A 15,042-nucleotide genomic window follows, 5' to 3' on the forward strand; every position below is an offset into this window, starting at 1 on the left:
AATGTTTATCGTCGACCCTAGACAGTACGGTATCCATGAAAAATGCCGTCTGTGCATTAAGGATATGACACAGGAAAACAGTTTTTTGGTAAAGGAAATACTGAATGAAGGAGACGTATTTCGCAAGCCTCTGGCCGAATTTTCCGAGCATATGGATTATCGTTTTAAAATCCAGTTATGGAAAGACGGCGCATGGAGAGACTATATCAAGTATGCCAGAGTCATGCCTGAGCATGTGACTGAAGACGGCTTGCATTATCTGTTTTATCCATGTACGGGAAGCTGCTTTCTATCTGTCGGATTTCAAGCTATTAATACAAGGCCGATTTATAACTACATAAAGTCTCTTCAGAGTCTTCCGGTGCATCGTTTGTATATCCGAGACTGGATGGGGGGAGATGCACTCACCCACTCCAGCTATTATCTCGGTCCGAACAAGACCCTGACTATTGCGGACGCTTGCCAGAGACTGATAAGGGTGTATTGCGAAAAGTACCATATCGAACCTGAGAACACGATTTTTCTCGGCTCTTCCAAGGGCGGCTATGCGGCGCTGTACCATGGACTTGCCTTTGGAGCAGGGCATATCGTAGTTGGTTCGCCACAAACGCGCCTGGCAGCCTTTCTCGTTCATGAACAGAAGAAAGAAAATTTCCATAACAGAATTTTTGAATGGCTGTTCGGGCCGATAACGGCCGAAAACAAGGACTATGCCGACGCGCTGCTTTTTAAGCATGCGGAAACGTTTGCCCGGCCTTATCAGAAAGTATCGATTCTGGTAGGCAGGCATGAAAAGCATTATGCCGAGCATGTCCTTCCTTTTCAGCAGGCGTTCAAGGACAGGATGGATGTGAATGTTGTTCTGGGCGAATACCGCGAACACTCCGATACGGCTATATATTACCCTCCATTCTTGAAAAAGACTGTTGCTGATATTGTCTTTTCCCCAAAAGAGATGAGTACCTCTGCGAGTAAGCATTACCGTCTTCCCACTTTTCCTTATGAAAATTTACCAAATGATCCCATTGGTTCAGAGATGCTTTCTCGATGTGAAAAAAGCATTCGTACAGGATGGGAGCGAGACGGTTATGTTACCTCGTTGGAACAAATTCCCTGGCAATTATTACCTGGGATTTCTCATTCATTCAATTTTCGTGTTCATTGCTTGGATATGTGTCAAGAGTTGCTGCTTGCATTTTCTTCTGGAAGCTCACAGAAATTTTTTGAAGCAGCGGCACGGGTAGCCCTAGAGTGGTGTAGACGCTATGGTGAAGGACAAAATAGTGAAGACTCTCCCTATATCTGGTATGATATGTCCGTAGGTATGAGAGCTTTTCGGCTGGCCTATATCTATGATGTATTTCAACAGAATGATCTTGGTAGCAGAAAAGACAGAGAACTTCTGTGGAGAAGTCTGATTGAGCATCGTCGCTATCTAGAAGAGGATGCCAATATTGCGTTCCATTCTAACCATGGTTACTATCAAATAGTCGGTCAAATGGCCATGGGCAGGCGTCTGGCTACGTATGACCCTACCATGCAGGATTTTTATGAGCAGGGACAGCGGCGCTTTGCCCAAATGCTGCGGACGCAGTTCACGGAAGAGGGGATACATAAGGAAAACTCGCCGTACTATCATCGCATGCTGCTTTTGACTCTGAGAGGTATTCTTAGAAGCGGATTGCTTGGCAGCTGCGATTTTCTTACTTTTACAGACAAGATTGAGCGAGAATTGTCTTCCTTTGTATGCCCAGATCAGACTATGCTTCAGTTCGGTGACTCTGATGCAAAAAATATTCAAATTGCCAGAAAATCAGCCGTTCTAACTAAGTGGAACGAAGATGTCATGCAGTATATGGTTTCCGGGGGAATAGTCGGCAATCCGCCCAAGCAAGGTCTGACTGTCTATCCCCAGTCTGGATATGCCGTTGTGCGCATGTTTGGGAAACAGTTCCCGGAAGTCTTTCATGACCAGAGCTATCTGGCGCTCAATGCAGCCTTCCACTCGCGGACGCACAAGCATGCTGATGACTTGACTTTCACCTGGTATGACAAAAAGCAGCATATCCTTGTTGACTCCGGGCGATATGGGTATGTGGGAAAAACGGAGCCCGGTTCCGCACTGTGGCTGGACGGTTTCTGGTATTCCGACCCCTTCCGTGTGTACTGCGAATCCACCAGAGCGCACAACACGTTGGAATTCGACGGTCGCAACAATCCCCGCAAGGGCGCACCGATGTATGGAAGCGCGTTGAAGCGCTGGAAGGAGCAGGACGGCGTTGCTGTCATGGAGGCGGAGCTTCGACTGTTCAAGACCATTCGCCGGGCACGCACCATCATGTTCAATCCGGGTAACTGGCTGCTGATACTGGACTGGTTCCACGACAATGCTCAGGAACCCCATACCGTACGCCAGTGGTTTCATGCCGCGCCGCATCTGACCATGGAGCCGAAGGAAGATGGGTGGCAGAGCGCCCTTGAAGAAACGGGGACCCTGTATGTGACGTCGCTTCTTTCAGAAATGCAGCCCATGCCTGTGATACGTGGGCAGGAAAGTCCGGAGATTCAGGGCTGGTGTTCACGAGAGGCACTGGAAAAAACGCCCAGCGATGCCTTCGGCTATGAGAAAAAAGATTGCGTAAACGGAAATTTTGCTGTGCTGTTTTCCTTCTCTCCGGCGCAGGCAGACAGGGAATGGTCTCGGATGAGCGCATCGGGCCGCAAGGGGCGCTTCCGCTGGCAGGACACGGACGGCGTGCACAGCGTTGGACTGGAGCGCCCCGCCGAAGGCGAACTGTCCTTCTCATATACAATCAAAAAATAGACAGGGATGAAGAACATGCTGCCGTATGAGGAATTTTTCAAGGAAAGCAATTTTTCTGTCGCCAGAGCGGAAGAAATCCTGACAGCGGGTTGGACGGCTAAAGGATATCCACCTATTCCTTTGGATAATATTCCTTGGGAAAATAACGACCCGCTAGACCGCACTCTCGCATTTTTGCTTCATAGCCTCAACATTATTGAAACACTATTACGAGCCTATAGTCATACGCATGACGTGCGGTTTCTGACTTCCGCCGTGCCGGCAGCTCTTGACTGGTGCCGGCAGTCGGCAAACTCTACCTCTGTTTTTCTCTGGGACGGCATGGCGGCCGCGCTTCGTGCTCATCGTCTGGCATTCATTCTGGAGGCGGCAGAAGAGGAATCTCTGTTGCATGCGGAAGAGAAGGAGCTTCTCTGGCAGCAGCTTTTGCGGCATCGGGTTTTTCTCTCAGATGATGCCAACATCGATTTCCACAATAATCATGGCTATTTCCAGATTGCCTGTCAGATAGCCATGGGGCGCAGGCTTCAGACGCGGGCGCCGGAAATGCTGGTCTTTATGAAGCAGGGCAAGGCGCGCATGCATGCCATCATACAGCAGCAGTTCACCGGCGAGTATATTCATAAGGAAAACTCTCCTGCCTATTTCAAACTGGTGTATGAGACTCTGAAAATTATTGTGGAGTCGGGTCTCATGCCAGAGCTGAAAAGCAATCTGCTGCACATGGAAGAAGCTCTTTCCTGTTTTGTCATGCCCAATCAACATCTGGCCATGCTGGGAGATACGGATTTTACATCTCTGGCCACGACGATAACGACCGCGAAGAAACGCTGGCAAACGGAAAGCATGCGGTATGTCGTGAGCGGCGGAAAATGTGGACGAGCCCCAGAAGAGGGGCTGAAAGTCTTTTCCGAAAGCGGGTACGGGCTGGTGCGTTCTGCAGGAGAGCAGGCAAAAGATTACACCAGGAGCAGCTATCTTCTTTTCAATGCTGCGTTTCATTCCCGTACGCATAAACATGCCGATGACCTGAGCGTGCTCTGGGCGGATCGGGGCGTCAATATTCTTGTGGATGCCGGTAGGTACGGCTATGTGGGAAAAACGGTACAGGGGGATCCGTTGTGGAATGATGGCTTCTGGTACTCTGATTCCCGCAGAGTGTACTGCGAGTCCACACATGCTCATAATACGTTGCAGATAGATGGAAAAAATACGGAACGTCGGGGTGTCAGGCTATATGGAAGCGCACTGAAAAGCTGGGGGAAAACGGACAACGGCGTGTATTGGATGGAAGCGGCATGTAAACGCTTCAAAAGCATACATCATGCGAGAATACTTTTTTTCATGCCTGAAAGTTGGCTTGTGGTATTTGACTGGTTTTATGACAATAATAAACAGGAACATACGGCACGTCAGTGGTTTCACTTCGCCCCGGATATAGACCTTATTCGCATGAGTCCCGGCTATGTGGCCTTCCTTCCTCGTGTGGAACTTCCGCTGAAGGTCTCCCCTCTGCTCAGTGATATGCAAACCTCGCCCTGCATGCTGGGACAGGGGGAGGCCGAGCAGGGCTGGTTTTCTCCTTCTGAACTTCAGTTCATCCCCAATTATGCCATAGGATTGGAAACTTCCGGAGCCGCCGGTTCACTGGCAACCGTATTCACATTTTCTGATACGCTCGTGAGCAATACTGAATTTTCCAAGGTCAATATTTCAGGTAGAAACGGCCAGTTCCGCTGGAAGGATGATACTGGAACGCATACACTGCGTTTCCGGCGTCAGCAATCCGGTACAGAAGTGGAATATTCCGGCACGGAAGCCCGGAAAGAAGACTGACGGCAGGTTTTCTCATTTATATGACGTACTGTACTGTTGTTGATAATGTAACGGCGCCCTGCATCGGAGGGCTCCCGCTTCATGCTCTTTTCGGCGCTCTTCAGCTCCGTCTGTTCCGGCCAGACCTGCTTTTTGTGGAGTCGGCCTGGCAGGGATGGCATAACAGTTGGAAGTACAGGATTGCGGCATATCCCGATCATCCAGAGCGCAACAATCATTTGCTGTTGCGCCTTCTGGAATACGCTCGAAAAAGGCATATACCTACAGTATTCTGGGATAAGGAGGGGCTGGTTCACTTCGACCGGTTCATTGATTCGGCGAGACACTTTGATCATGTGTTCACCGTGGATGCCGACACCATCCCCAGGTATAAGAAGGTGATGGGGGAGAACGCTTCCGTACATGTGCTGCCCTTTGCCGTCCAGCCCCGGTTCCATTTTTTTGATGGATTCCATTTCAAATATAATACGGCGTGTTTTGTGGGCAGTTACAGTACACATATCCATCCGCGGAGGAGAGCTTGGCAGGAAATGCTGTTCCGCGCAGCTTTGGACAGCAGATTGGGATTGCATATCTTCGACCGCAATTCAGAGCGAAGGTCATCTATTTATCGATATCCTGCATGGGACGGCATGCAGATACATCCTTCTGTTTCCAATGCAGGAACGGCACAGGTATACAAGGATTATCTTGTCTCTTTAAACGTCAATACCAACGAGAACAGTCCTACCATGGTTTCACGCAGGCTGGTGGAAGTGCTGGCCTGCGGCGGGATTGCCGTGACGACGCCGGCTCCTTCTGTGGGAGAATTCAATGAGTTCTGTTATATTGTACATAACCGTGATGAGATGGTGGAATTGTTTAATCGATTGAAGCATGGCCCCTCCAGAGAGGATCTGGAACGTGCCAGAGCTGGTGCGGAATATATAGTCATACACCACACTTGGAAACAGCGCCTGAAATTTATTGCAGACGTTGTGGGTGTCAACATATAGTATTTTTGGAGAGCACTTTTATGTGCGGAATCATTGGTTACAGCGGATATCGTCCTGCCGTTTCCCTTCTTGTGGAAGGGCTGCATCGTCTGGAATACCGAGGCTACGATTCTTCGGGGGTGGCTTTCGAGCAGGCGGGACGCATCTATGTGGTGAAGGCTGAGGGAAAGCTGGCAGCACTGGAAGCCAGGCTGAAAAATATATCCCATCTTCAGGCCACGTCCGGCATCGGTCACACGCGCTGGGCCACGCACGGCCTGCCCGTGGAGAAGAATGCTCATCCGCATCTTTCGCAGGATGGCGACATTGCCATCATCCATAACGGCATCATTGAGAACTTTCAGGAACTTAAGAATGAGCTCTCCGTCAGGGGGCACACCTTCCTTTCCGACACCGACACCGAAGTGCTGGCTCATCTCATCGGCGAGGAGCGCAAGAGCGCGCCGAGCCTTTGCGAGGCCTTTGCCCGCGCGCTGCGCCGCGCGCACGGCGCCTACGCCGTGGTCATGATGGGCGTGGAGGAGCCGGGCGTCATCTACGCCGCGCGCATGGCCGCGCCTCTGCTCATGGGCGTGGGCGTGGGCGAATGCTTCGTGGCTTCCGACATTCCGGCCTTTCTGCCCTACACCCGCGAAGTGGTGTTTCTGGAAGACGGCGAAGTGGCCCGCATCGAGGGCGCGAAATGGCAGGTGTTTTCGCTGGCCGATCTTTCGCCCGTGAAAAAGAGCGTGAGCCATGTGCCGTGGGACATGCAGGCCGCGGCCAAGGGTGGCTACAAGCACTTCATGCTCAAGGAGATCATGGAGCAGCCGCGCGTGATCACCGACTGCCTCACCGGCCGCGTGATGGAAGGGAGCGACGGCGCGCTTTCCGTGCACCTTCAGGAGCTCGACGACATTCCCGTGCCCACGCGTCTGCACATTGTGGCCTGCGGCACGTCGTACAACGCGGGTCTCTGGGGACAGCAGCTTCTGGAAAACGTGGGCGGCATTCCCACGGATCTCGACATCGCCTCGGAGTTCCGCTATCGCGATCCCATTCTGCTGCCGGGCGAAGCGGTGATGGTCATCAGCCAGTCCGGCGAAACGGCGGACACGCTGGCCGCGCTGCGTCTTGCCAAAGAAAAGGGCTGCCGGGTGATCGGTCTTTGCAACGTGGTGGGCTCGTCCATTGCGCGCGAGGCGGACGTGGTGCTCTACACGCAGGCCGGGCCTGAAATCAGCGTGGCGTCCACCAAGGCCATGTGCAGTCAGATGGTGCTGCTGGCGCTCATGGCGCTCTACTATGGACAGCGCCGCACGCCGGCCGTGTTTGAAAGGGAGCTTCTTGTGGCGCTGCACGCGCTGCCGGAAAAGCTTTCGGCCGCGCTTCCGGCCATGCAGGAGCGGGCAGAGCAGCTTGCCCTGCGCTTTGCCTCTTCGCGCAGCTTCTTCTATCTCGGTCGCGGGCAATATAATGCGCTGGCGCTGGAAGGCGCGCTTAAGCTCAAGGAGCTTTCCTACATCCACGCCGAAGGCTACGCCGCAGGAGAAATGAAACACGGCCCCATTGCACTCATCGACCCGCAGTTCCCCACGTTTGCGCTGGCGCTGGATGATGTGTCCTTTCCTAAAGTGAAATCCAATATTCAGGAAGTACTGGCACGGCAGGGGCGCGTTATTGCGCTGGTGCAGGAAGAAGGCAGTTCCCTGTCGACTCTTGGTGTGGAAGAGATATGGCGTCTTCCTTCTGCGTCACCCATCATGTCCGGTTTTCTGGCTTTGCCAGCACTTCAACTTTTCAGCTACTACATGGCTGATGAACTGGGCAGGGATGTGGACCAGCCGCGCAATCTGGCCAAAAGCGTGACGGTCGAGTAGTTTCATGTTCATTACTTTAACTCCTCGGATTGCAAGGATTCCATATATTACGTCTTTTCTTGGCACCAGGATAAGTGTCTCATGGCTGGGTAAAAAAGATGCTGCAGGAGTAGTGGGCTGGGGACACAAAAACACGGCGATGAGGGCACGGCGATATGCGGCAAGGCATCATCTTCCGTACATTGCCGTGGAGGACGGATTTCTGCGTTCTCTAGGGCTTGGTTGTCAAGGAGCGGCTCCGCTTTCTCTGGTAGTGGACTACACAGGTATTTACTATGACGCTACAGGCCCTTCAGACCTTGAAAACCTTTTAAATTCCGAGGGATGGCAGACGCCGGAGATTATGACTTCGGCAGACAGGGCGCTTGCTGCCATTATTCGCCATGGTCTCAGCAAGTATAATCATGCGCCGGATGCTGTACCTGGTTTTCTGGAAGAGAAGGCCAGGTACTCGAGTTTTTCAGAAATGGCGGATGCTCTGCGCGTGCTCATCATCGACCAGACTGTGGGGGATGCTTCGGTGACTCTCGGCATGGCGGACGCCTCGTCTTTTACTGCTATGCTGGATGATGCGAAGCAGCGATTTCCCCGTGCGCAGCTTTATGTGAAGACGCATCCCGATGTGCTGGCCGGAAAGAAAAAAGGATATCTTACCGAGGAGGCGAAGCGCTGCGGTGCCGAGCTGATTGCGGAAGATGTTGCTCCGCTCTCTCTCCTTGCGCAGGCGGACGTAGTGTATTGCGTTACTTCGCAGATGGGCTTTGAGGCTCTCATGCTGGGAAAGAGGGTGTACTGTTTCGGTATGCCGTTTTATGCGAACTGGGGGGTCACACATGATGCCTTGTCCTGTCCGCGCCGGATAAAAAAGCGTACATTTTTGGAAGTGTTTGCGGCAGCATACCTGCTTTACGCCCGATATGTGAATCCCGTCACCGGGGAGCGATGTGACATTCATGACGCCATTGCCCGGCTTGCCGTGCAGCGGGAGAAGAACGAGAAGAACCGCGGATTTCACGCCTGCTTCGGGTATTCTCGCTGGAAGCATCCGCACGCTCGGGCCTTTTTGCAGAGCACCGGGGCTTCCTTCGGATTTTTCAAATACTTCTTCGGTAAGCAGGGGGCCGTTGCCAGTGCCGTCAAGCACGGAGGGGACGTAGTGGCATGGTCGTCCAAATGCGTGGGCGGAACACTGGAAGAGTGCTGTCGTGAAGCGGGAGTGCCTCTGGTGCGCATGGAGGACGGATTCATACGCTCCGTGGGGCTTGGTTCGAACTTTCAGTGGCCGTACTCTCTGGTGCTTGACAGGCAGGGAATCTATTACGACCCCACACAGACGAGCGACCTTGAAACCATCCTTCAGCAACTACCGCAGCGTGTGGACCATGATGAGCTGTGCCGCAGGGCCCGGGCGCTTCGCGAGTTCATCGTTCAGAAGGGATTGACCAAGTATAATGTGGGACAGAGCGAGTTTTCCCGTCACTGGCCTTCCGACCGCCGGGTGCTGTTGGTGCCCGGTCAGGTGGAGGATGATGCCTCGGTGCGGCTCGGCGGTTGTGGTCTTGCTGGCAACCTTGCACTTCTTTGGGAAGTGCGCCGCCGAAATCCCGACGCCTTCATCATCTACAAGCCCCACCCGGACGTGGAGGTCGGAAACCGTAAGGGAAATATGGCCGATGCCGAGACTCTGCGTGTGGCGGACGAAATCGTGCGCGACGTGCGCATGGACGTGCTGCTCGGCATGGTGGACGAAGTGCATACGCTCACTTCCCTGACCGGTTTCGAGGCTCTCCTGCGCGGGGTGAAGGTGTGTGCCTACGGTGGCCCCTTCTACGCGGGCTGGGGGCTTACGGAAGATTATGCCGTTGAGCGTTCCTTTCTGGGCCGGCGTACGGCGCGCCTGACTCTGGACGAGCTCACAGCCGGCGTCCTCCTGCTGTATCCGAGTTATTACGACTGGCAAACGGCGGGCTTCTGCACGGCGGAGGACGTGTGCAGCCGTCTGCTCCAGGACGGCGGGCAGATGAAGGGCAAGTATCTTGTGCGCGTGTTTGCTGCCCTTCGTGCTTTGGTAAGAAAGGTGTTCTGATATGGCGAGTTTCCTTTTCCTCCAGGGGCCGCATGGACCGTTTTTCCGGCTTCTCGGTGAGGAGCTGCAATCCCGCGGGCATGAGGTGACGCGGGTGAACCTGTGTGGCGGCGATGTTCTGGACTGGCCGCGTGGATCGCTTTGCTATCACGGCCGCACGTCGGACTGGAGCGCCTGGGTGCACAGACTCATGATGCGGCGGAACGTGACGGATCTTCTGGTCTTCGGCGACTGGCGGCCGCATCACCGCGAGGCTGTGCACATTGCGCGGCTGAACGGCATACGGGTGTGGGCCTTTGATGAGGGGTATCTGCGTCCTCACTGGATAACCATGGAGCAGGGGGGAGTGAACGGCAATTCCACGCTGCCGCATACCCCGGAAGAGGTGCGGGCGGAAAGTCGCCGCTATGTCGAGCTGTCACGCCCCGAGTCGTCGCCCAATCCCATTGCGCGCCGTCAGCTTCAGGCCGTGCTTTATGCCGGGGCCTCCATCCTGTCCATGCCGTTTTTCCCGTTTTATCGTACGCATCGCCCGTACGGCCATTTAAAGGAGCTCTTCAGCGGCTGGGTGCCGCACTTCTTCACGCGTCGCCATCGCATGAAGCTGTCGGCAAAGGCGTTGTCCCATCTCAATGATGCGCCGTTCTTTCTTTTTCCGCTTCAGCTTGATTCCGATTCACAGGTACGGCGTTATTCGCCCTTCAGTGGCATGAAGGAGGCCATCGCATGGGTCATGACCTCGTTTGCCCAGCACTCGCCGCAGGAAACGCACCTTGTTATCCGCAATCACCCACTGGACAGCGGCCTCATTCGTTATGATCGATTCATCCGCCGCTTCAGTGAGGCCTGCGGTATAAAAGATCGTGTACTTTTTGTGGAAAGCGGCAATGGATTGGACATGATACGCAAAAGCCGGGCCGTGGTGCTTTTGAACAGCACCATGGGCATGCAGGCTCTGGAACAGGGCAAGGCAGTGTACTGCGTGGGCAAGTCTATTTATGCCATGCCGGGCCTTGCTCAAAGTGAGAAGGAATGCAGTCTTTCCCGGTTTTGGACGGAGTATCACGGACCGGATTCCGGGCTGTTACATGATTTTGAAAAGCTGCTTTTGAACCGTGCTCTTGTGAACGGAAATTTCTACTTCGGCAGGGGGCTTGAGCTGGCCGTTAAAGGCTGTGCCGACAGACTGGACACTATGTCGCCTCATCGCGACATGCTGCCGAAATAATACTCTGGCGAGTGTTCTGCCGAGAAAAGACACTCTCTGCCCTTCATGTCCGGGGCAGGTAAACCTTCAACACGAGGAGACTCATTATGAAAAAGTTCTGTTTGAGTGCCATCCTGGCCGCTGTTCTTATGTTGCCCTGTGCACAGGCCGCGTCCGCTGCTGAAGATGCCATGGGCGTGTATGTTGCCCCCCGAGTCATGCTGAACGTTCAGCACTTCCGAGGCAACGTGTACGGTGATCAGGGCCTTGCCTACAGCCATTCCACGCACGACGTGAGTGTGGGCGGAGGTCTGGCCGTGGGGTACGACTTCAGCCGCAACTTCGACATGCCTTTCCGTATGGAACTCGAATACGCCGCCTACGGCTCCGTGTCCGACGACTTCCATGAAGACGGCCATGCGTCCGCCATTGAGATGGAAGAAAGCCTGCAGACCGTGCTGTTCAATGTGTACTGGGATCTGCATGACCTCACCTTCTATCAGGTCACTCCCTATGTGACCGCCGGTGCCGGTATGGGGATTCTGAAGAGCAAGTACAGCTGGAACAACGGCGTGGAGAACTACGGCGGCGGTGCGAGCGACACCAAGGCCGTGTTTGCCGGTCAGATCGGCCTCGGCTTCTCCTACGCCGTCAACGACACCTTTGCCGTTGATCTCGGCTACCGTTTCCTCATGATGGGCGATGGTTTTGCCCGCGGCAGTCTCTCCGATGCTTCGCAGAGCATCTGTGCCAACCTGAATACCGACCGCAACTTCGCTCATATGGTGAGCCTGGGCCTGCGCGCCACCTTCTAACTTCTTTGGACAGGTAGCCTCCGGATATGCGTTTTCTGCTTGTCTGGGGGCTTTATTATTTTAATGCAATTGATCTATATTGTAATCCATTTGCTTATCCATTTCAGTATATTATTGTAGTGTTGAGTACTTTGACAACCTTATGGCTGTGTCGAGAATTATTATTCTCTTGATATGAACGATCACATAGAGCTGTGCTAAAGAGAGGTCAATCATGCGATCGAATTCATGTTTGTTCATATCCGACCGTGGTCGCCGCAGAGCGATGTCGGTCAGCGACAAAAAAGGGAAACACAATCTGGCAGTCGCGCACAAGTTTGTGCCGAACCTGGGGTGGCGTAATAGAAGACAGCCTTAAAAGATTTCCTCCCCCAGGTCGCTGCCTCGGTCTGTGTAGGGTAAAAAGTAGTTTTCTCCAAAAAACTGACAGTCTGGGATCTGGGCAGACCGTTTTGATGCTTTCAAGGCTGTCGTTTTCTGTTCGTCTACCAGGGGGACCTTTCTACTGTTTTTGCCTTCCTTGTGATATATGGCGTGATATACGAAAAAAGCACTTATGAAGTTATCCTCATAAGTGCCTGAAATTTATGGTGTCCCCGGCGTGAGTCGAACACGCGGCCTACTGCTTAGGAGGCAGTCGCTCTATCCATCTGAGCTACGAGGACACGAAAAGAAAGATTAGCCCTTGGGTACGAGACTGTCAAGGGTGGAAAAAGCACGAGCTGACAAGACGGCGTCATGACGCGCTACGTCGTCCGGCATAGGCGGCCGCTGCTTCATGTGCTGCACAACACCGCGTCGGCTCAGGAAATTTTTTCGATGTAGCGCACGCGAAGATGCAGATCCTTCGCGTCGGCGTTCCTTTTCTTGCCGATTTCGCCCGTGATTCTGACGGTATCCTGAGGCGTGATGTCAAGCTGACCGAACACGTGCGGAGGAATGTCTATGGTCATGGTGCCGCTCTTGTCCTGGAAAGTGTATCTGTTTTTCTCCAGATGCTTGACGATGTTGCCTTCGAGAACGCAGGTGGTCATGTCGCCGGCCTTGACGGCCGCCTGCACGGTGTTGATGAGTTTCTGGCTGTCGCTGGGGCCCCGGAATCCGGCATATGCCGAGGTCGATATCAGCAGAGCTATGGACAGGGATGCGGCCAGAACGGAAATTTTCATGCTATCCTCCGGTACAATATACGGATATGAATGTCGTTGCAGATGATGGTAGAGTATTTTTATAACGGCTGCAACAGATGAAATCTGTTTTTGTGGCATTTCAAAATATTTGAAATGCCGCAGAGTATGTCGAGCTCAGCTCGACACTATTGACGAGTGCTTAATACAAGAGCGACCGCTCGAAGAGACGTGCTCTCGGAGCGGTTGTTCTTGTCGTATCTGGGAGAATCTGTTGCGGATTTCAGACTCGGGGAGCGGCGATGCCGACCGGAAGGCGCGGTTAATCCGGCTCTGCCTGCCAAGGAATGAGGGCCTTGGCGTCTGGAAGACCGTGCGTGCGTCAGACTTCGGCGCCGACGCGCATGAGCTCAAAGGTGACGCCCTGCGGTCCGGCCACAAAGGAGCAGTTGTCGCTCGCCTTGTTGATCAGTTTGCAGCCGAATTCGTTGACGAGAGTTTCGGCCATGACGTTGGGATCGTCCACGCGGACGCCGATATGGTTGATGCCGCAGGCGGAACCGTCGGGCATGGAGGAGTCGGCAGAAATTTTCTTGAGGAAAATCTGCACGCCGGTGAGCGTGACGACGGCGCCGTCGGCTCCGCCGAATTTGCGGAAGCGGACGAATTCCGCACCGAAGGCCTTGGTCCAGAACGCAATCATGGCGTCAAGGTCGGTGCAGCAAAGATGGACATGATCGAAAGAAGTCATGGCATGCCTCGATGTTAGAGCGTTGTGACGGAGAATGGAGAAAGGATGCGCGTGAGAGGGGGGCGCTTTCCGTGTTTTGTCGTTTTGCCGTGCCCGCGTCGGCGGGAGCGGAATGTTTGCCCGGCGGGCGTATTTGGGGAAGACGCGGCGGCGTTCGTCGAGAAAGAAGACACGCCGCTTCGGAGTCTGCGACGCCTGTGGACGGTCAGACTCAGGCTCCCTCCGCCTCGTTTCCGCTGAAGGCAAGAATGCGGAAGCAGGTGGCGGGCACGAGCAGGGTTCCGTCTTCGTGGAGAATGCGGGTAGCCTTCTTGATGGCCCGGCCGGTAGTGTCGTGCGTCATGAGCACGAGGGACACGCAGTCGTCGCGGGTGGCCGCCTTCTGAATGAGCTGGGCGAAGCTGATGCCTTCCTTGGCGAACACGGTGGCGATGTCGCGCAGCACGCCGGGGGTGTCGCGCACGGTGGCGCGCACGTACCAGGGACTTTCCGCCTCGTCGGAAGGAAGAATTTCGGCGTCGGGCAGGGTGTGAACGAAGCCGGTGTTGGCTTCGGAGCTGTTCACGTCGTCGCGTCGGGCCAGGGCCAGCAGATCGCCGAGCACAGCGCTGGCCGTGGGGCGGCTGCCCGCGCCGAGGCCGTGCAGGAACAGCGAGCCGACGGCGTTGCCTTCGATGCGCACGGCGTTGTAGGCGCCGTTCACCCGGGCAAGGAGCATGGAATGATGCACGAGCGCGGGGAACACTCCGGCTTCGATTTTGCCGTTTTCGTCGCGGGCCTGACCGATGAGCTTGATGCGGTAGCCGAACTCGCGGGCGAACTGTATGTCCAGCGGATTGAGGCCGCGGATGCCCTCGATGGAGAGCTGGGAGAAATCGTAGTGGACGCCCCAGGCCAGTCGGATGAGCAGCACCAGCTTGTGGGCGGCGTCCTGACCGTCGATGTCCAGCGAGGGATCGGCTTCGGCAAGGCCGAGATCCTGCGCTTCCTTGAGCGCGGTGGGGAAGTCGAAGCCGTGGCTGTTCATTTCGGAAAGAATGTAGTTGGACGTGCCGTTCAGGATGCCCATCACCGAGGTGATGTGATTGCCGGCAAGGCTGTCGCGCAGGGTCTGAATGACGGGAATGGCGCCCGCGGAACTGGCTTCGTAGCCGAGGGCCACGTTTTTCCTTGCGGCGAGCGAGAAGATTTCCCGGCCGTATTCGGCAAGCAGCGCCTTGTTGGCCGTGACGACGGACTTGCCGTTTTCCATGGAGCGCAGAATCAGTTCCCGGGCCGTGGTAGTTCCGCCCATGAGTTCCACGACCACCTGAATGTCGGGGTCGTCGGCAAGGGACAGGGCGTTGTCGGTGAGGACGACGCCTGCGGGCAGATCGCGCTTTTTGGCGAGATTGTGGACGGCCACCGCCTTGATCGTAATTTCGCGGCCGGTTCTGCGCAGAATTTCGTCGTGATTCTTTTGCAGCATTTCCACGAGGCCGCTGCCGACCGTACCGAGGCCGGCGATACCGATGCAAAGGTTCTGAGACATGCAAGCTCCAA

General features: G+C 54.7%; 10 protein-coding genes and 1 tRNA gene. 7 read left to right on the forward strand and 4 right to left on the reverse strand.

Features of this window, described 5'->3' with window-relative positions; all coding sequences use genetic code 11:
- The first annotated feature begins 1 nt into the window (after position 1).
- The 7 genes from ABGT79_RS11990 (at position 2) to ABGT79_RS12020 (ending at position 11,622) form a co-directional block, all read left to right on the forward strand.
- Positions 2-2,824, forward strand: coding sequence for a heparinase II/III family protein (locus tag ABGT79_RS11990; RefSeq protein WP_346666372.1), 2,823 nt, complete (start codon positions 2-4; stop codon positions 2,822-2,824).
- Positions 2,825-2,830: 6 nt separating this feature from the next.
- Entirely contained in the window at positions 2,831-4,660 is a 1,830-nt protein-coding gene (locus ABGT79_RS11995; RefSeq protein ID WP_346666373.1) for a heparinase II/III family protein, read from the forward strand.
- Between the two features lie 20 nt (positions 4,661-4,680).
- Entirely contained in the window at positions 4,681-5,655 is a 975-nt protein-coding gene (locus ABGT79_RS12000) for a glycosyltransferase (RefSeq protein WP_346666374.1), read from the forward strand.
- Between the two features lie 20 nt (positions 5,656-5,675).
- Positions 5,676-7,514 (forward strand): glutamine--fructose-6-phosphate transaminase (isomerizing), encoded by a 1,839-nt coding sequence (glmS, locus tag ABGT79_RS12005; protein WP_346666375.1) that lies wholly within the window; start codon positions 5,676-5,678, stop codon positions 7,512-7,514.
- Between the two features lie 4 nt (positions 7,515-7,518).
- A complete protein-coding gene (locus ABGT79_RS12010; protein WP_346666376.1) occupies positions 7,519-9,600 on the forward strand; it encodes a capsular polysaccharide biosynthesis protein in 2,082 nt (693 codons plus the stop codon).
- Between the two features lies 1 nt (position 9,601).
- Positions 9,602-10,828, forward strand: coding sequence for a capsular biosynthesis protein (locus ABGT79_RS12015; RefSeq protein ID WP_346666377.1), 1,227 nt, complete (start codon positions 9,602-9,604; stop codon positions 10,826-10,828).
- Positions 10,829-10,914: 86 nt separating this feature from the next.
- Positions 10,915-11,622: an acyloxyacyl hydrolase gene (locus ABGT79_RS12020; RefSeq protein WP_346666378.1), complete on the forward strand. Its 708-nt coding sequence runs from the start codon at positions 10,915-10,917 to the stop codon at positions 11,620-11,622.
- A 588-nt stretch (positions 11,623-12,210) separates the two neighbouring features.
- Here the strand turns inward: ABGT79_RS12020 and ABGT79_RS12025 are convergent.
- From ABGT79_RS12025 to ABGT79_RS12040, 4 genes are all read right to left on the reverse strand, one after another.
- Positions 12,211-12,287: transfer RNA gene (locus ABGT79_RS12025), tRNA-Arg, on the reverse strand.
- 138 nt (positions 12,288-12,425) lie between these two features.
- On the reverse strand, positions 12,426-12,791 hold the full coding sequence (locus ABGT79_RS12030) for a NirD/YgiW/YdeI family stress tolerance protein (protein ID WP_346666379.1): 366 nt from the start codon (positions 12,789-12,791) through the stop codon (positions 12,426-12,428).
- 340 nt (positions 12,792-13,131) lie between these two features.
- Positions 13,132-13,500, reverse strand: a complete 369-nt coding sequence (locus ABGT79_RS12035; protein WP_346666380.1) for a VOC family protein — start codon at positions 13,498-13,500, stop codon at positions 13,132-13,134.
- A gap of 211 nt (positions 13,501-13,711) precedes the next feature.
- Positions 13,712-15,031: a homoserine dehydrogenase gene (locus ABGT79_RS12040; RefSeq protein WP_294487109.1), complete on the reverse strand. Its 1,320-nt coding sequence runs from the start codon at positions 15,029-15,031 to the stop codon at positions 13,712-13,714.
- Positions 15,032-15,042: the final 11 nt, after the last annotated feature.

The organism is uncultured Mailhella sp. (genome assembly GCF_963931295.1).
GTDB lineage: Bacteria > Desulfobacterota > Desulfovibrionia > Desulfovibrionales > Desulfovibrionaceae > Mailhella.